The sequence below is a fragment of the Luteimonas sp. 22616 genome, assembly GCF_052044325.1.
Lineage (GTDB): Bacteria > Pseudomonadota > Gammaproteobacteria > Xanthomonadales > Xanthomonadaceae > Luteimonas.
The window spans coordinates 2,136,449-2,152,524 of record NZ_JBQEMW010000001.1; the positions used below are offsets into that span (position 1 = coordinate 2,136,449).

15 protein-coding genes are annotated in these 16,076 nt (G+C 67.5%); 5 read left to right on the top strand and 10 right to left on the bottom strand.

From position 1 onward, the window contains the following. Window positions 1-117: 117 nt before the first annotated feature. The 6 genes from ACTJIL_RS09875 to ACTJIL_RS09900 all read right to left on the bottom strand — a co-directional run bounded on the left by ACTJIL_RS09875 (window position 118) and on the right by ACTJIL_RS09900 (window position 5,852). The gene (locus tag ACTJIL_RS09875; protein WP_440755919.1) at window positions 118-618 is read right to left on the bottom strand and encodes a hypothetical protein; all 501 of its coding nucleotides are present in this window, start codon (window positions 616-618) and stop codon (window positions 118-120) included. A gap of 1,359 nt (window positions 619-1,977) precedes the next feature. Beyond that, on the bottom strand, window positions 1,978-2,373 hold the full coding sequence (gcvH, locus tag ACTJIL_RS09880; RefSeq protein ID WP_440755344.1) for a glycine cleavage system protein GcvH: 396 nt from the start codon (window positions 2,371-2,373) through the stop codon (window positions 1,978-1,980). 105 nt (window positions 2,374-2,478) lie between these two features. Continuing rightward, complete coding sequence (gcvT, locus tag ACTJIL_RS09885) at window positions 2,479-3,588, bottom strand: glycine cleavage system aminomethyltransferase GcvT (protein WP_440755345.1); 1,110 nt, start codon at window positions 3,586-3,588, stop codon at window positions 2,479-2,481. 170 nt (window positions 3,589-3,758) lie between these two features. Continuing rightward, window positions 3,759-4,430 (bottom strand): hypothetical protein, encoded by a 672-nt coding sequence (locus ACTJIL_RS09890; protein WP_440755346.1) that lies wholly within the window; start codon window positions 4,428-4,430, stop codon window positions 3,759-3,761. Between the two features lie 24 nt (window positions 4,431-4,454). After that, window positions 4,455-4,889 (bottom strand): NfeD family protein, encoded by a 435-nt coding sequence (locus ACTJIL_RS09895; protein WP_440755347.1) that lies wholly within the window; start codon window positions 4,887-4,889, stop codon window positions 4,455-4,457. 3 nt (window positions 4,890-4,892) lie between these two features. Continuing rightward, complete coding sequence (locus ACTJIL_RS09900; RefSeq protein WP_440755348.1) at window positions 4,893-5,852, bottom strand: SPFH domain-containing protein; 960 nt, start codon at window positions 5,850-5,852, stop codon at window positions 4,893-4,895. A gap of 97 nt (window positions 5,853-5,949) precedes the next feature. Between ACTJIL_RS09900 and ACTJIL_RS09905 the strand changes: the two genes are divergently transcribed. The 3 genes from ACTJIL_RS09905 to ACTJIL_RS09915 are packed head-to-tail and all read left to right on the top strand — an operon-like array spanning window position 5,950 to window position 8,374. After that, window positions 5,950-6,564 carry an RNA polymerase sigma factor gene (locus ACTJIL_RS09905; RefSeq protein ID WP_440755349.1) on the top strand — a complete coding sequence of 205 codons (615 nt, stop codon included), beginning with the start codon at window positions 5,950-5,952 and terminating at the stop codon, window positions 6,562-6,564. Next, the gene (locus ACTJIL_RS09910; RefSeq protein WP_440755350.1) at window positions 6,557-7,144 is read left to right on the top strand and encodes a hypothetical protein; all 588 of its coding nucleotides are present in this window, start codon (window positions 6,557-6,559) and stop codon (window positions 7,142-7,144) included. The genes ACTJIL_RS09905 and ACTJIL_RS09910 overlap by 8 nt, the downstream gene beginning before the upstream one ends. A gap of 39 nt (window positions 7,145-7,183) precedes the next feature. Further along, a complete protein-coding gene (locus ACTJIL_RS09915; RefSeq protein ID WP_440755351.1) occupies window positions 7,184-8,374 on the top strand; it encodes a PDZ domain-containing protein in 1,191 nt (396 codons plus the stop codon). 195 nt (window positions 8,375-8,569) lie between these two features. On the opposite strand, the gene ACTJIL_RS09920 is transcribed toward ACTJIL_RS09915, so the two are convergent. The 4 genes from ACTJIL_RS09920 to ACTJIL_RS09935 form a co-directional block, all read right to left on the bottom strand. Beyond that, window positions 8,570-9,541 (bottom strand): DUF6607 family protein, encoded by a 972-nt coding sequence (locus ACTJIL_RS09920; RefSeq protein WP_440755352.1) that lies wholly within the window; start codon window positions 9,539-9,541, stop codon window positions 8,570-8,572. Window positions 9,542-9,594: 53 nt separating this feature from the next. Then, window positions 9,595-11,865, bottom strand: coding sequence for a TonB-dependent hemoglobin/transferrin/lactoferrin family receptor (locus ACTJIL_RS09925; RefSeq protein ID WP_440755353.1), 2,271 nt, complete (start codon window positions 11,863-11,865; stop codon window positions 9,595-9,597). A gap of 146 nt (window positions 11,866-12,011) precedes the next feature. After that, a complete protein-coding gene (gene hemP, locus ACTJIL_RS09930; RefSeq protein WP_440755354.1) occupies window positions 12,012-12,212 on the bottom strand; it encodes a hemin uptake protein HemP in 201 nt (66 codons plus the stop codon). Between the two features lie 79 nt (window positions 12,213-12,291). After that, window positions 12,292-13,263: an aldo/keto reductase gene (locus ACTJIL_RS09935; RefSeq protein ID WP_440755355.1), complete on the bottom strand. Its 972-nt coding sequence runs from the start codon at window positions 13,261-13,263 to the stop codon at window positions 12,292-12,294. 287 nt (window positions 13,264-13,550) lie between these two features. Here ACTJIL_RS09935 and ACTJIL_RS09940 point away from each other — a divergent pair, with 287 nt between their 5' ends. Then, entirely contained in the window at window positions 13,551-14,687 is a 1,137-nt protein-coding gene (locus ACTJIL_RS09940) for a GGDEF domain-containing protein (RefSeq protein ID WP_440755356.1), read from the top strand. 100 nt (window positions 14,688-14,787) lie between these two features. Continuing rightward, window positions 14,788-16,065, top strand: coding sequence for a nucleoside permease (locus tag ACTJIL_RS09945; protein WP_440755357.1), 1,278 nt, complete (start codon window positions 14,788-14,790; stop codon window positions 16,063-16,065). Window positions 16,066-16,076: the final 11 nt, after the last annotated feature.

Sequence of the window (16,076 nt, forward strand, 5' to 3'; positions counted from 1 at the left end):
AAGCGAACCGACCGATCCGTTTCGAACGGACGCTTTCAATCCCGCATAAAAAAACTCCCTCTCCGCCTGGGCATGCGGAGAGAGAGTCCTGATGACGGCTAATCGGGTTTCTTCTTCTTACATCATCGGTGCAGGTGCGGACGGGATCGCCACGGAGGCGGCCTTCTTCGCACGCTTCGCCGGTCGCTTGGCCTTCTTGGCAGGCTTCTTCTTTGCCGCCTTCTTGGCGGTCTTCTTGGCAGCCTTCTTGACTGTCTTCTTGGCAGCCTTCTTCGCCGGACGCTTCTTCGCCGCCTTCTTGGCGGTCTTCTTGGCAGCCTTCTTGGCGGTCTTCTTCGCCGGGCGCTTGGCGGCCTTCTTGGCTACTTTCTTCTTGGCGACCTTTTTCTTGGCAACCTTCTTCTTTGCGACCTTCTTCTTGGCAGCCTTCTTCGTTACCTTCTTGGCGACCTTCTTCTTCGCTACCTTCCTGGTGGCCTTCTTCGCCGGCCGCTTCGCAGCCTTCTTGGCGACCTTGCGGGCGGACGACTTGCGAACTGCCTTCTTCGCGGTCTTACGGACCGCCTTCTTCGCCGCCTTCTTGGCGGGACGTTTCTTTGCAGCTTTCTTCGTGGCCATGAGATGGCTCTCCTCGTCAGTGGAACTATCGGGTGTAGCAGCCCAGTTCAAAACAGCGCCGCGGGTATCGGACCCGCGACCAACCGCCAACGCGCGAAGCGCGCCGGTACGGATTCGGATGCAGCCCGCGCCCCATGGCGTGGACCGTTCGCGTGGAAGCCACGCATGCCGGCTTGCCGGCGACACAAAAAACCCGCATCGCATGGCGACGCGGGTGGTGGTTCGGGAGACGTTGCGCTTTCGCAGCGGAGACGATGCCTGATTCCACCTTGAGGAATTTCCGGGCAGAGGTCTTGGTTGTGCTGCGCGTTTTCGCTTTGGTTCGACTCACTCTCTTCTGCGGCGACGTCTGTTGCAGCGAAACCTAATCACGGTTTTTTCAACTGTCAACACCCCCACAAGGTTTTTTTTCGCCACCCGCCCCGGCGCCGGTCGCCCGTTCGCACCTGGCGCCTCGCCACTGCATGCCGTCGTTGCACGGCGTTGCACTCGCAACGCGCAACGCGTGATTGAAAAAGTGCATGAAACAAGCTGTTTTCTTCAAACACGCCAACGTGCATGCACGCCGGCGAAGATGCGCGCCGTGCACGACGCAAGCGTCACGCGCGGCGTGACGAAGGTGTATGCAGACTGTCGGAGCGCTTCCTCCGGGCAACGCGTTTCCGGCACCGCACAAGCCCGAATGCGCAAAACTGCGCAAGAAGAACGACCGCTTCGCCGACCTTCCGGGAAGCAGTCCGAACCGGTTTGCAGACCTGTCGACGGACAACGACGCATCGATTGCATGGCGTCCGAAACGGTTCGCGCCCATGCAGCGACATGCCTTCGCCCTCACCCGAAACGCATGTTCGGAACATGCGACGACGACTGACCGCGCGCACTTTTTCCCGCGAATGCAATCGGGCGGGCCGGCGATGAATGCGATCCCCTCGTCCACTGCGTCGGAGTCGACTGGCTCCCCGCAAACGATCAGCGAGGCATCGTGGAGGCACCATGTCTGTGTCGGCAGCTGCCCACCGGCCTGCGGCCACGCGGACATTCCGCATGCCGTGCCGGGCGCGCGGCATGTCCCGCCGGCGTACCGCCCTGCAGTGCCAGGTCGTCCGGGGATGCTTCGTTCGGGAAGACAGGCCGCGAACCGACGCAGCGATCACCACGACGCCAGGGTCACGACATGCGTTGCCGCCGTCGGCATGCGGAGGGGAAGCCGCCGGCCACGGGCCGCACGCGCGTGAAGCGCCCGGCCTGCATTCGCGCAGGGGGCGCCAGGATCGGAATCGGTTTCATGAACGAGGCGCGGAGCCGTTGGCTCCGCGCCGGGGACGTGCGCGCCTGCGCGGCGCGACCGTCAACGACCAGTCAGTGGTCTTCTTCTTCCAGCAGTTCGGCGTAGTCGTCCGGATCGAGCAGCTCGTTGAGCTGGTCCGGCTCGTCGATCTCGACGACGAAGATCCAGCCTTCGCCGAAGGCGTCCTCGTTGATGGTCTCGGGCTTGTCGGCCAGCGCGGTGTTGACCGCGGCGATGGTGCCCGACACCGGCGAGTACACGTCGGACGCGGCCTTGACCGACTCCACCACCGCGCAGGCGGTACCGGCTTCGGCGCGCTCGCCTACCGTCGGCAGGTCGACGTAGACCAGGTCGCCGAGCAACCCCTGTGCATGGTCGGAGATGCCGATGGTGACCTTGCCGTCGCCTTCGACGCGGGCCCACTCGTGGGATTTCATGAACTTCAGGTCGCCTGGGATCTCGCTCATGGGGTCGTGCTCCGGATGTGCTGCGGTCGGTGGAAGGGGACGGTAGTTTAGCGAAGGAAAGACATGGTGGCAGGTCGGTCGTGCGGCCGTTCGGCGACAGCCGGGTCAGATGCCGTCCTGCGGCTTGCCGTCGCGCACGAACGGGAACCTGACCACGCGCACGGGGACCTCGCGGCCGCGGATGTCGACCCGCACGCCCGCATCGTCCGCCGCGTCGCCGGCCGGCACGCGGGCGAAGGCGATGGCCTTGCCCAGCGTCGGCGAGAACGTGCCCGAGAGGATCTCGCCCTCGCCGTTGGCGGTCAGCACTTTCTGGCCGTGGCGCAGCACGCCCTTGTCGTCCATCACCAGGCCGATCATGCGGCGCGCGGTGCCGGCCGCCTTCTGCGCCTCGAGCGCATCACGGCCGATGAAGTCGCGCCCTTCGTCCAGGGACACGGTCCAGCCCAGCGCGGCCTCCCAGGGCGAGACGGTCTCGTCCATGTCCTGCCCGTAGAGGTTCAGCCCTGCCTCCAGGCGCAGCGTGTCGCGCGCACCGAGGCCGGCCGGCTTCACGCCGGCGGCCAGCAACGCGTTCCACAGGACGACGGCGTCGGCTTCGGGCACGACGATCTCGAAACCATCCTCACCGGTGTAGCCGGTGCGGGCGACGAACAGCGAGGCGCCATCGATCGAACTCACCTCGATGCCGGCGAACTTGCCGAGCTTGCCGACGCGGGCGCGGTCGCCCTCGGCGATCAGGCCGAGCGCCTTGTCGCGCGCGTTCGGTCCCTGCACGGCGATCATCGACAGGTCGGAGCGTTCGCGGACTTCGATGCCGAATCCCGCCGCCTGCTGGTTGATCCACGCCATGTCCTTGTCACGGGTGGAGGCGTTGACCACGAGGCGGAACCAGTCGTCGGCCAGGTAATAGATGATCAGGTCATCGATCACGCCGCCCTGCGCATTGAGCATGCAGGTGTAGAGCGCCTTGCCCGGCTTGACCAGCTTGTCGACCGAGTTGGCGACCAGCCTGCGCAGGAACTCACGCACACGCGCGCCGTGCAGGTCGACCACGGTCATGTGCGAGACGTCGAACATGCCGGCATCGCGGCGCACCTGGTGGTGTTCCTCGATCTGCGAGCCATAGTTGAGCGGCATGTCCCAGCCGCCGAAATCGACCATCTTCGCGCCGAGGGCGCGGTGGGCGTCGTTGAGGATCGTCTTCTGGGTCATGGCGGGCTCGTCCGGGGGCAAAGGATGCCATTATCCCAGACCAACGCTCGCGGGGTGCCGGCTCTTGTGGAAGCGGCTTCAGCCGCGAGCCCTTGCCCCCATCGCACCACATGTGGGATGCGCGAACCGGTCCACCCCGGCAGACCGCCACAGCCTGCTCCGGCGACGCGCTATTTCACCAGCACCATCACGCCGCCCAGCGGCGCGCTGAGCGTGACCTCCGCGTTGCGCCACTCCGGCTTCCAGGGCAGTTCGATGCCGTTGTAGCCGCCCTTGGCGACCGCCTGCCAACGCTTGCTGGTGCCATCGGCGAACCGGATCGTGAGCACCTGCAGCGGCCCCGGCCGAAACCGGATGTCCAGCGCATCGGGCTTCGGCGCAACGAAGCTCAGCAGCCCCGCCTCGGCCTTGATCCCGCGCGCCATCACTTCCGCCGACTCGGCCAGCTGCGAATAGCGCATGCGGGTCCCGGCCGGCGTGCGTGCGCGGAAGTTGTAGTTCACCGCCAGCTTCCCCTTGGGCTGGTTGAGGCGCAGCTTGGCACCGGCATCGATCCAGTCCTGGCGGATGGGCAAATGCATGCGCCCGCCGGGCTCGACCCGCACCGCGACCGCCTTCCCCCCGACCAGGACCTCCACCCGCAGGTCGGCGGGCAGGCCCTGCTTCGCGTCGACGGGCGCCACCGAGAAATCGCTGCTGAAGACGTGGTCGGTATCCACCTTCTCCAGCATCACCTGCATGCGCGCCAGGTCCTTGTAGGGAATTTCGCGCCATTCCTCCGCGCCCGCGCCGCCCGCGACGAGAACCAGCAACAGGAGCGACCAGGCGACCATGCGTTGCATCCGATTCCCTCCGGTCATGGTGCGTCAGCCCGCGGCTTCCACCTGCAGGGTCATGCCCTCGGCACCGACGATGCGCACCGGCGTCCCCGCCGGCAGTTCGGGCCCGCTCACGTCCCAATAGGCATCGGCGATCTGCACCCGGCCATGCCCCTGCACGATGGCGCTCTCCAGCGGCACCACCCGCCCCACCAGCGCCGCGGCACGGCGATTGAGCGCGGGTTGGTCGCTCTGCGGTTCACGGCTGCGGAACCACTTCCGGTAGACCTGGATCGAGATGAAGCTCAGCACGATGAAGGCCGTGACCTGCGCCAGCACCGGGATGCCGGGCACCAGCAGCACGCCGGCGAACACCACCACCGCGGCGAAGCCGAGCCAGAGCATGAACGCGCCCGGCGCCATCGTCTCGGCCGCGAACAGCAGCAGCGCGACCGCGGCCCAGGTAAAGACGTCCCAGCGCATGGCTCAGCCTCCCGAACGCGGCATCGCCGGCGGCGCCACGCGGCCGGCCTGCTGCCCGAACGTTTCCTTCGCCAGCTCCGCGATGCCGCCGAGCGAGCCGATCACGCCGGCCGACTCCATCGGCATCAGCACGAACTTCTGGTTCGGCCCCGTCGCCAGCGCCTTGAACGCCTCGATGTACTTCTGCGCGACGAAGTAGTTGATCGCCTGCACGTTGCCGCCGGCGATCGCCTCGGACACCATCTGCGTCGCCTTGGCCTCGGCTTCGGCCTGGCGCTCGCGCGCCTCGGCGGCGAGGAACGCGGCCTGGCGGTCGCCCTCGGCGTCGAGGATCACCGACTGCTTCGCGCCCTCGGCCTTGAGGATCGCCGCCTGGCGGAAACCCTCGGCCTCGAGGATGTTGGCGCGCTTCTCGCGCTCGGCCTTCATCTGCTTGGCCATCGCGTCGATCAGGTCGCGCGGCGGGGCGATGTCCTTGAGCTCGATGCGGTTGACCTTGATGCCCCAGGGATGGGTCGCCTGGTCGACCGCCACCAGCACCTTGGTGTTGATCTCGTCGCGCTTGGACAGCGATTCGTCCAGGTCCATCGAGCCGATCGCGGTGCGGATGTTGGTCATCACCAGGTTCAGGATCGCGATCTCCAGCGTCGCCACCTCGTACGCCGCCTTGGCCGCGTCCAGCACCTGGAAGAACACGATGCCGTCGACCTTGACCACCGCGTTGTCCTTGGTGATGACATCCTGCGACGGCACTTCGAGCACCTGCTCCATCATGTTGATCTTGCGCCCGACGCTGTACATGATCGGGATCAGGAAATGGAGGCCCGGCGACATCGTGTGGGTGTAGCGGCCGAAGCGCTCCACGGTCCACTCGTAGCCCTGCGGCACCACGCGCACGGTCTTGAACAGGATGACCACGCCCGCGATGAGCAGGACGATGGCAAGCAACGATCCATTGAACATGACGATCCCCTCCGTTTGATGGCCCCAGTATAGGGTGGCCCGGGCGCCGCCGGCGCCACTGCGACGCTTTCGCCCACCGCGGCATCCATGCAGGGGAATGCTGATCGAAACCGCCCCGGCTCCGACCCCATCCGCCCTGCCGCACGGCCGCGCCTCGAGCTTCGCGATCGAGATCCCGGATGTGCTGCTGGCACGCGCACGGGCCGGCGAACGCGCGGCCTTCGAGCAGGTCTACCGCCGCTTCGAGCGGCCGGTGTTCACCCTGGCGCTGCGCATCTGCGGCGAGCGCGAGGCCGCCGCCGACGTGCTGCAGGAGACGATGCTGAAGGTGATCGCGCGGATCGGCGACTTCCGCGGCCACGGCAGCCCGTTCTGGGGCTGGCTGCGGCAGATCGCGGTCAACGAGGCGCTGATGCACCTGCGCCGTGGTCGCCGCCAGGCGGGCGAACTGCCGGTGGACGGACACGAGCCGGCCGACGACCAGGCCCTGCCGCCGCCGGCCGCCGCCGACGCCTTGCTGCTGCAGCGCGCGCTGGCGCAGCTGCCGGCCAACACCCGCGGCGTGCTGTGGCTGTACCACGCCGAGGGCTATACCCACGAGGAGATCGCCGCGCTGATGCAGCGCACGCCGAGCTTCTCGAAATCACAGCTGGCACGCGGCACGCGGCGATTGCGCGCGCTGCTGCAGATCGAGGAAAACGACCATGCCTGACTTCACTTCCCGTCCTGCCGATCCACTCGCGGGCTGGCACGAGGCGTTCGCCGCGCTGCCGCTGGAGGGTGCGCCCGCCGATGGCTGGGCCACGCTTTCGCGGCGGCTCGATGCGCGTCGCCGGCGCCTTGCGAAGTGGCCCCTGCCGCTGGCCGCCGCGGCGGTGCTTGCGCTGGCCGTCGTGCCAGCGTGGTTGCCGCGGACAGCTGATGAAACGCCCTCGAACGTTTCAACACGTCCGGCCGTGGCCGCACAGACATCCGATGCCGCACCGGCGGATACCGGGGCCACACTCGAGCAGCTTTACGTCGAGTCCGCGCGCCTGGAATCCCTGCTGCAGTACGCCCGCGACAGCCGCGTGGCCAGCGGCACGGCTGCTGTGATGGCAGTCGAACTCGATGCGCGGCTCGGCGCGATCGATGCCGCACTGATGCAGCCGGGGCTCGACCGCCCGCGGCAGCGGCAACTCTGGGGCGAACGCGTGCAGCTGCTGCGCGCCTTCGCGGGCTTCGAAAGTACCCGTCGCTGGCTGGCCGCCAACGGCGAACGCTATGACGGCGCGCTGGTGCGCGTCGACTGAAATCACTTCCGGTTTCCACGCCTTTTTCCAGAGGTCACGATGAACACCTTCCTGCATGCATCCCTGACAGTGGCAATCGCGCTCGCACTTGCCGGCCACTCCAGTCCCACCTCAGCCCAGGCATCCGCGCCCAGCGCAACCGTGGACGCCGACAAGTCCCTGGCCGAAGCCAGGGCCGAACTCGCGCGCGCCGCGCGTAAGGTGGCCGAACTGTCGCACGACCGAGCCGTGCCAGCGGCCCGGGCTGCGCACCGCATCGCATCGCGACCTGTGCTGGGCGTGCTGCTGGCGCCGGATGAGGGCAACGGCGTGCGTGTGGCTGGCGTCACCCCGGACGGCGGTGCAGCGAAGGCCGGCATCAAGTCCGGCGACCGCATCGTCAGCGTCGATGGCCGCCAGGTGCTGGGGGGTAGTGGCGAACTGCGCGCACAGAATCTGCGCACGCTGCTTGGCAAGCTCGATTCCGGCAAGAAGACGCGCATCGGCTATGTCCGCGACGGCCGCGCGGCCACGGTCGACGTGACGCCATCGGCTGGCCGCAACCTCGTTGTGTTCTCCCCCGGGGACGCCGCCAGCGGCGACTTCGACTTCGACTTCGATTTCCCCGACATGCGCGCGATCGCATCCGACGTGCGTCGCGAGATCATCCGCATCGGCCCCGGCATCGCGTGCAAGGGCAACGACTGCGACATGCCGGCGCTGATGTCTGCGTTCCGCTGGAACGGCTTGAACCTGGCTTCGATGGACAAACAGCTGGGCCGCTACTTCGGCACCGACCACGGTGTGCTGGTGCTGTCGAACGGCGAGCTATCCGGGCTGCAGGCCGGCGACGTGATCCAGCGCATCGACGGCAAGGCCGTGGCCAGCCCGCGCGAGGCGATGGCGGCGATGGGCAACAAGCCCGGCGGCACGAAGGTGGCGGTGGATTACCTGCGCGATCGCAAGCCAGGGAAGGCGCAGGTCACGGTGCCGAAGCTGGCGCCACTGCCGCTGCCGCCGGCGCCGCCTGCCCCGCCCGCACCGCCGACCGCACCGAAAGCGCCGCCGCCTCCGCCCGTGCCATCGGCACCGCAGGCCATGGCGCCGGTTGTTCCTCCCGCTCCACCGACGGCGCCGCTCCCGCCCGCCGTGCCGGACGGCGCCGGCACGTTCACCTTCATCGCGGACGACGGGCGGTCGGTTTCGTTCGCATGGCAGGCCAACGACGCCACATCGGTGGACACGGACTGATCGGGGCAGGCTGGCAGCGTTCCCCGGCGAAATCGGGTGGAGGCCGGCCTTCTCCCGGTTGGGAATGTGCGCCGGCGTCCGGTTTCGGCTGTGGGAGCGGCCTTAGCCGCGCCCACAGGGTGGCGTCGACTGTTCGTGCACCAGGCCTGCATCACGACGACCGGCAAGCCAACCCCCGGTCGGAAGGTTCCGATGTCAGCGCCCCGCCACGGCTGGCGCTGGCGCCACCTCGACCCACTGCGCGAACACCTCGCCGATCGCGGCATCGTCGACGGGCTTGCCGCCCTGGATCGCTTCGGCCTGCTCGAACAGCGGGATGATCATCGCCATGCCGTCGATCTTCGTCTTCAGGTGCACGCCCGGCGGCTGCGACAGGAAACCATCCCAATGCGCGCGCACCCTGGCCCAGAAGCCGCTGGTGGCGTTCCAGTAGTCATAGGCGGGGGTGAAGTCGATGTCGGTGGTCTTCTGGTAGTCGTTGAAGCCGAACTCGCGCGCCAGTTCGACCCGGCTGCCGTCAGGCTCGCGCAGGGCCTTGGTGTTGAACTGCTCGTGGGTCCAGCCATTGGGCGTGAGGGTGTGGCGGTTGATGCCGATCACCACGTTGTAGTCGTCGCGCTTGGTGTATTCGCGCCGCGGCAACGGGCGCGCGGTGGAATCGCTGGTCCAGGTGGCGATGCCGTTGTCGTAACTCCACTTGCCCGTGCCGCAGTAGCGCGGCGCGTCGCTGACCTCGTACACGCACTGTGTCCATGCGCCGCGGGTTTCTTCCGGCGACAGCGCGCGTACCGTCCAGGTCTGGTCGGCGCTGAACTCGAAACGCGTCGGCGCTTCATAGGTCCAGTCCTGGCGCCAATGCTTGGTGACGTGGCCGCTCTTCGCATCCACCAGGATGTGCTGCAGCACCACGCGCGTGGGCGTGGCCTCGACCACGATCACCACCTCGTCACCACCGCTGCGCATCGCCGGATGGCGCTCGTAGCCCGGCTGCAGCAGCACGGTCTCGTCGAAGGCGAAGTCGACCATGTGCTCGCCCTGCATGGCGAGGATCGAGGCTCGATCGCGCGCCGGATCGGGCGTGGTCCCGACCGGGCGCGGGGCCTGCGCGCCCGCGATGCCGGTGGCGAACGCCGAAAGTGCCAGCGCGGCTGCCAGTGTGGATTTCATGAGGGTCCTCCGGGGTGGATCGAACATGGATGGGATGAAGCCGGGTTGCCGGATCACCAGGCGAAAGCGACGCTGAGCGAGAGGTTGCGGCCGGCGGCCGTGTAGCGGTCGAGGGTATCGCTGTCGCGGTTCACCAGCCCCATGCCGCCGAGATCGAAGTAGCGGCGGTCGGTGAGGTTGAAAATGCCGGCGTTGAGCTTCGCGCCGGGCGCGAACTCCCAGTGCGCCAGCAGGTCGAGCGCCGCGTAGCCGGGCGTTTCGAAGTATTCACCGCCCCCGGCCGGTGGCGGCGGCAGGCGGTCGTTGCGGCCCGCGAAACGGCCGGCCAGCTCGGCGCCCCAAGTGTCGTTGCCGTAGGCCACGCCGAGCGTCGCGGTGAGCGGGTCGACCGATTCCAGCGGCACGTCGTCGGTGCGGTTGTCGCCGCGCGCCCAGGCCGCGGCCGCGCGCAGCGACCAGCCGGCCATCGCGTCGGACAGGGCACCGAAGTCGATCCCGCCGCGGAACTCCACGCCTCGGATGCGCGCATCGGAGACGTTGCGCGACTGGAACACCATCAGCCCTTCGTCGTTGAAGCCGGCGAAGGCGAACGACTCGATGAAGTCGTGGTAGCTGTTGTCATAGCCGGACAGGCTGGCGTACACCGCATCGCCGACGTAGCGCACGCCCAGCTCCACGCCATCGCTGGTTTCCGGCTTCAGGTCCGGGTTGGCGATCGCGGTATAGCCGAACATCACGTTGGTGAAACCGATGTTGACGTCGCCATAGGGCGGCGAGCGGAAGCCGCGCGCGTAGCCGCCGAACAACGACCAGTCCGGGGCGAAGCGCCAGATTGCACCCAGCTTCGGCGAGACGCTGGTCTTGTCCAGGTCGGCCACCGCCACGCCCGGATTGTCCTCGGCGAAGATCGCGTCCACTTCCGGTCGCAGCTGGTAGCGGTCCATGCGCACGGCGGGGATCAGGCGGAAAGCATCGTCGGCGAAGCTGATCTCGTCCTGCAGGTACAGCGCCGTGGTGGTGGTGCGGCTGACCGGGAAATCGCGCACCGGGAACACGTCCGGCAGCATCGCGTTGCTGACCGTGCCGGTGTCGAGGTTGTGCACGCGCCCGTCGCGCTTCTGCCGCGTGTCGGCGCGAGCGACATCGAGCCCATAGGCCAGCGCGTGGCGCACGGAACCGGTCTCGAACTCCTTGCGCAGGTTGAGCTGCAGCCCGTACAACCGCTGGTCGAAGTTGAACTCGCGCTCGCGGCGTTCGTTGACGTTGCGCTCGGTTTGCCGCACCTCGACCGTGTCCTGCGTGGTCTCGCTGTCCTGGCGATAGACCTGCCAGTCGAGGCTGTCGGCGAAGCCGGCATCGAGCGCGTCCATCTCGTGGCCGAACGACACCCGCGCGCGGGTCTGGTGGTCGTCGCCGGTCACCAGCAAATTGGTCGCCCGGGTCAGCGACTGGAAGCCATGGGAGGTCAGCATCTGCGTCTCCGCGCTGTCCTCGCTGCCTTCCACGGTGAGGCGGAAGCGCTGGTCGGCCGAAGGCGCTAACACCAGTTTCGCCAGCAGGCTGCGGCCGTCGCGATCTTGCGGATTGGGCTGGGTACGGTCACTGCCCTCGCCGCCCACCGAACCCTGGTTCTCCGGCTCCTGCCCCTGGCGATGGTTGACCACCGCCATTCCCGACCAGCGCTCGCCGCCGAACGCGGCGGTGGCGCCGGCCGACAGTCCGTCCCAGCTGCCTTCATGGCCGAAGCGCAGGCCAAAGTAGGCATCCTTGCCGTCCTCCAGGTAATCCGAAGGATCCTTGGTGATGAACGACACCACGCCGCCGAGGGCGTCGGAGCCGTAGAGCGAACTGGTCGGCCCACGCACGACTTCGACCCGCTTGAGCGTGTCGAGGTCGACGAAGTTGCGGTTGGCGTCGGAGAAGCTGCCGATCAGGAAGGCGTCCGACACCGGGATGCCGTCGGTCTGGATCCGCACGCGATTGCCGTCGAGGCCACGGATGCGGATGCCGCCGATGCCGAAGCGGCCAAAGCCCGAGGTGACGGTGATGCCCGGCTCGTAGCGAAACAGGTCCTTGAGGTCGCGCGCGAGGAGTTCGTCCATGCGCTCGCGGTCGATGACGTCGACGGTGCTGGCCACGTCTTCGATGGCGCGCTCTGTACGCGTGGCGGTGACCACCACGCGATCGAATTCGGTGACCGCGGGGCTGGCCGCAGCGTCTGCCGGGGTGGCGGGCAGCGGCTCCGGGGTGGGCGATTCGCCATGGGCGAGGGCCATGCCCGGCAACGCCAGGCACAGCGCGAACGACAACAGGTTGGGACGCATGGATGGACTCGACGAAGGTGAAAACACATTCGGCGGGCTGGCGTCCGGTAGTGCCGGGGGCGGGCGGCCTGGAGAGAAACATTGGGCTCCGGCGCGGGCCGGATGCGGAAGAGCTGGGCGGAGGACCCCGACCGGGTCTCCGCTGCCTACTTGGTCAGGATGAGCTTGTCGTTGCGGGTATGGCGCAGGCGATAGCACTCGTTGCCATGGCGGATCAGCAGTTCGCGCTGTCCTTTCAGCAGGCGGGTGCTGTCGACCTCGATGGCCTCGACGACGGCGGACCGTTCATTGGCGTGGTGCGGGGCGGGACGGGACGGGGTGTGTGCGTGCGGCTGGGCGACGAACATCGATCGGCTCCCTCTATAGGAGCCATCAATGCTAATGATTCTCATTTGCCTGTCAAGCGATTTCGCCGCAACGCCGTGCTCAGGCCATGGCCGCTTCAACCTGCGCCCACTCCGCCTCACCCAGGCGCGCGGCCACGTCCAGCGCTTCGAGGTTCTGCAGCAATTGCGCCACCCGGCTGGCGCCGAGGATCACGCTCGACACGTGCGGATTGCGCAGGCACCAGGCGATCGCCAGCGCCGCCGGCGCCACGCCCAGTCCGGCGGCGAGCGCGGTGAAAGCGCGCGCACGCGGCAGGCGCCGCGACGCCTCGTCGCCGAGCACGTCGCGCTGCAGCCACGCGTAATCGTCGCTGGCCAGGCGCGAATCGGCCGGCACGCCGTCGTTGTACTTGCCGGTCAGCAGGCCGGAGGCCAGCGGCGACCAGATGGTCGTGCCCATGCCGAAATCGGCGTAGAGCGATGCGTACTCGGCCTCGACACGCTCGCGGTGCAGCAGGTTGTACTGCGGCTGTTCCATCGTCGGCGCCTGGAAACCGCCCGCGCGTGCGACCTCGTGCGCCTCGCGGATGCGTTCGGCCGGCCATTCCGACGTCCCCCAGTACAAGACCTTTCCCTGGCGGATCAGCACGTCCATGGCCGCGACGGTTTCCGCCACCGGCGTATCCGGGTCGGGTCGGTGGCAGTAGTACAGGTCGAGGTAATCGACGCGCAGCCGCTTGAGCGCGGCGTGGCAGGCATCGTGCACGTGCTTGCGCGACAGTCCTTTCTGCGTCGGCCGCGGATCGTCGACCGCGCCGAAGAACACCTTGCTCGAGACCACGAAACCGTCGCGCGGCAGCCGCAGGTCGGTGATCACGTCGCCCATCACCTGCTCGGCGACGCCGTTGGCGTAGGTCTCGGCGTTGTCGAAGAAGTTGACGCCGTGGTCCCACGCGGCGGCCACCAGGTTGCGCGCCTCGCTGCGCGGAACCCGGCCCCCGAACGTGGCCCAGGCCCCGAACGACAGCGCGGACAGTTGCAGGCCGGAAGAACCGAGGCGGCGGTATTGCATGGCAAGTCTCCTGCCGCGGGCCGTGGACCGCAGCGTTGGAATGGGGGGCCACAGTCTAGTGGGATGCCGCGCAAGGGGCTTTCATTCCTCCTTCCGCGCAGGAGGAATTACATCCGCGGCAATGCCAGGCCATTGACGATGCGCCCCTCAAAAGGAGCTGCACAAATTCATGCGTCGGATGGGGATGCAAGGACGTGATCGCGGCCGGGGCCTCTGCGACTTCGCGGAATCAGCGAACCGGTGATCGGCACGCCGCCCGCGGTATGCTGCGCCCCCGGGGGAAACACATGCACGGATCAATCCAGGGCATCAAGGATCTGGTGGCACGCCTGCTGGCACGACCGGACGAGATCATGCTCTCGCTCGGCGCCGGTGGCGAGCTGCTGGTCGCACGCCTGCGCGCGCTGCTGTCGCTACTCATCCTCGCCATGCCGCTGGTTGCCGCGCTCGGTGGTGCGAAATCCAGCGAGGTGCTGATCGGGCTCGGGCTGGCGGTGTTCGTCAACCTCATGGCCCAGATCTGGCTCTCGCTCGCGCGCAGGCCGCTGCGCTACGGCTGGCTGCCCTACGCCACCGGCACCTACGACATCACCCTGACCACGCTGGTGCTGGTGCTGCTCGCGCTGGGCGACCCGGTGGCGGCGACCAACTCCATCGTGGTCTGGTGCTTCTACCTGATCGCCATCGCCATCACCGCGCTGCGCAACGACGGTCGCCTCACCCTGTACGTCACCGCGCTGGCGCTGGTGCAGTACGCGATTCTCGTCGCCGTGGTGTTCTCGCTCGCGCCCGCGCAGGAAAGCCTGGTCTCGATCGACTACGGCACCGCCGCCGTCTCCACCCAGGTCGAACGCCTGATCCTGGTCCTGATGATGGGCGTGCTGACCTCGGCCATCGTCTATCGCATGCAGCGGCTGGTGGAGATGTCGGGCAACGACGGCCTCACCGGGCTGCCCAACCGCGCCTGGCTGCTGCAGGGCATGCCGCGGATGTTCGAGACGATCCGCAACGACGGCGGCTCGCTGACACTGGCCCTGCTCGACCTCGACCGCTTCAAGCGCATCAATGACGAGATCGGCCCGCGCGACGGCGACCGCGCGCTGCGCCACTTCGTGGCCGCTGTCAACGAGATCCTGCTGGAGAAGGAGCGCCTGGTGCGGATCGGTGGCCAGGAGTTCGTGGTGCTGATGCATTGCCCGATCGGCAGCGCGTGGGAGCGGCTGGACCGGCTGCGTCGATCGATGGGCGACCGACCGTTCCTGCCCGAGTCCGGCCGCGACCCGCAGGTGATCACCTTCAGCGGCGGGCTGGCCGCCTATCCGCAGGATGGCGGCGACGTCTCCGCCCTGCTCGGCAGCGCCGATCGGCGCCTGCAGCTGGCCAAGCGCGACGGCCGCAACCGGGTCGTCGCGCGCGACGCCTAGGGCCTGGTAGCGCACCGAGCTTCACTCGCCCGCGGTTTCCCCTTACCCTGCCGCAGCGATTGCCGCACGGTGCGGCCTGCGCAAACGGGGAGAATGCCGGGTGAGCCTGAAGCTGCGTCTGATCGTGATGAACTTCCTCCAGTTCTTCGTCTGGGGGGCGTGGCTGCTGACCATCGGCGCGTACTGGTTCCAGAACAAGCAGTGGTCGGGGACCAACTTCGGACTGGTGTTCTCGACCATGGGCTTCGCCTCCTTGTTCATGCCGGCGCTGATGGGCGTCGTGGCGGACAAGTGGATCAACGCTGAAAAGCTTTACGGGGCACTGCACATCTGCGGCGCGGTGATGTTGTTCTGCGTTCCGATGGTCGACGATCCGATCGTCATGATCGCGGTCATGATGCTGACCATGATGTGTTACATGCCGACGATCGCGCTGGCGATCACGGTGGCCTACAACGCGCTCAAGCGCGATGGCATGGATGTGGTGCGCGATTACCCGCCGATCCGGGTCTGGGGCACGATCGGCTTCATCGCCGCGCTGTGGACTACCAGCCTGCTGCGCCTGGAGACCTCGTCCGGGCAGTTCTACGTGGCCTCGGCCGCGGCGCTGGTGCTGGGCCTGTATGCCTTCACCCTGCCGCCGGCGCCGCCGCAGATGGGTCACAGCAAAAGCCGCGCGCTGGTCGATGTGCTCGGGCTGACCTCATTCCGCCTGTTCAAGGACCGCAACATGGCGGTGTTCTTCGTCTTCGCGATGCTGCTGGGCGCGGCGCTGCAGCTGACGAATGCCTACGGCGACACCTTCCTGCACGACTTCGCCAACGTGCCCGCGTTCAAGGACGCGATCGCGGTGAAGTACCCCGCGATCATCATGTCGATCTCGCAGATCTCCGAAACCCTGTTCATCCTCACCATCCCGTTCTTCCTGCGCCGCTTCGGGATCAAGGCGGTGATGACGATGAGCATGCTGGCGTGGTTCCTGCGCTTCGGCCTGTTCGCCTATGGCGATCCCGGCGACCGGCTGTGGATGATCGTGCTGTCGTGCATCGTCTACGGCATGGCGTTCGACTTCTTCAACATCTCCGGCTCGCTGTTCGTCGAGCAGCAGAGCGACTCGCGCATCCGCGCCAGCGCGCAGGGGCTGTTCATGGTGATGACCAACGGCGTCGGCGCGGTGTTCGGCAGCCTGGCCTCGGGTTTCCTGATCGAGCACTTCTTCACCGCCGCCGACGGCAGCAAGGACTGGCACGGCATCTGGGTGACGTTCGCGCTGTATGCGCTGGTGATGGCGGTGGTGTTCGTGCCGCTGTTCAAGCACAAGCACGATCCGGACGCCGCGCGCCGGATCCGGGCGCCGGAAGGCGACCTGGTGCCCTGAGCGTGGCGTGG

Excerpts from the sequence above, each read along its gene's own strand:
- ACTJIL_RS09910 (WP_440755350.1), top strand. The coding sequence starts at position 6,557 with ATGCCTGACTTCACTTCCCGTCCTGCCGATCCACTCGCGGGCTGGCAC.
- ACTJIL_RS09915 (WP_440755351.1), top strand. The coding sequence starts at position 7,184 with ATGAACACCTTCCTGCATGCATCCCTGACAGTGGCAATCGCGCTCGCA.
- ACTJIL_RS09920 (WP_440755352.1), bottom strand. The coding sequence starts at position 9,541 with ATGAAATCCACACTGGCAGCCGCGCTGGCACTTTCGGCGTTCGCCACC.
- ACTJIL_RS09890 (WP_440755346.1), bottom strand. The coding sequence starts at position 4,430 with ATGCAACGCATGGTCGCCTGGTCGCTCCTGTTGCTGGTTCTCGTCGCG.
- ACTJIL_RS09905 (WP_440755349.1), top strand. The coding sequence starts at position 5,950 with ATGCTGATCGAAACCGCCCCGGCTCCGACCCCATCCGCCCTGCCGCAC.
- gcvH (WP_440755344.1), bottom strand. The coding sequence starts at position 2,373 with ATGAGCGAGATCCCAGGCGACCTGAAGTTCATGAAATCCCACGAGTGG.
- ACTJIL_RS09935 (WP_440755355.1), bottom strand. The coding sequence starts at position 13,263 with ATGCAATACCGCCGCCTCGGTTCTTCCGGCCTGCAACTGTCCGCGCTG.
- ACTJIL_RS09925 (WP_440755353.1), bottom strand. The coding sequence starts at position 11,865 with ATGCGTCCCAACCTGTTGTCGTTCGCGCTGTGCCTGGCGTTGCCGGGC.
- gcvT (WP_440755345.1), bottom strand. The coding sequence starts at position 3,588 with ATGACCCAGAAGACGATCCTCAACGACGCCCACCGCGCCCTCGGCGCG.
- ACTJIL_RS09875 (WP_440755919.1), bottom strand. The coding sequence starts at position 618 with ATGGCCACGAAGAAAGCTGCAAAGAAACGTCCCGCCAAGAAGGCGGCG.
- ACTJIL_RS09940 (WP_440755356.1), top strand. The coding sequence starts at position 13,551 with ATGCACGGATCAATCCAGGGCATCAAGGATCTGGTGGCACGCCTGCTG.
- ACTJIL_RS09895 (WP_440755347.1), bottom strand. The coding sequence starts at position 4,889 with ATGCGCTGGGACGTCTTTACCTGGGCCGCGGTCGCGCTGCTGCTGTTC.
- ACTJIL_RS09900 (WP_440755348.1), bottom strand. The coding sequence starts at position 5,852 with ATGTTCAATGGATCGTTGCTTGCCATCGTCCTGCTCATCGCGGGCGTG.
- hemP (WP_440755354.1), bottom strand. The coding sequence starts at position 12,212 with ATGTTCGTCGCCCAGCCGCACGCACACACCCCGTCCCGTCCCGCCCCG.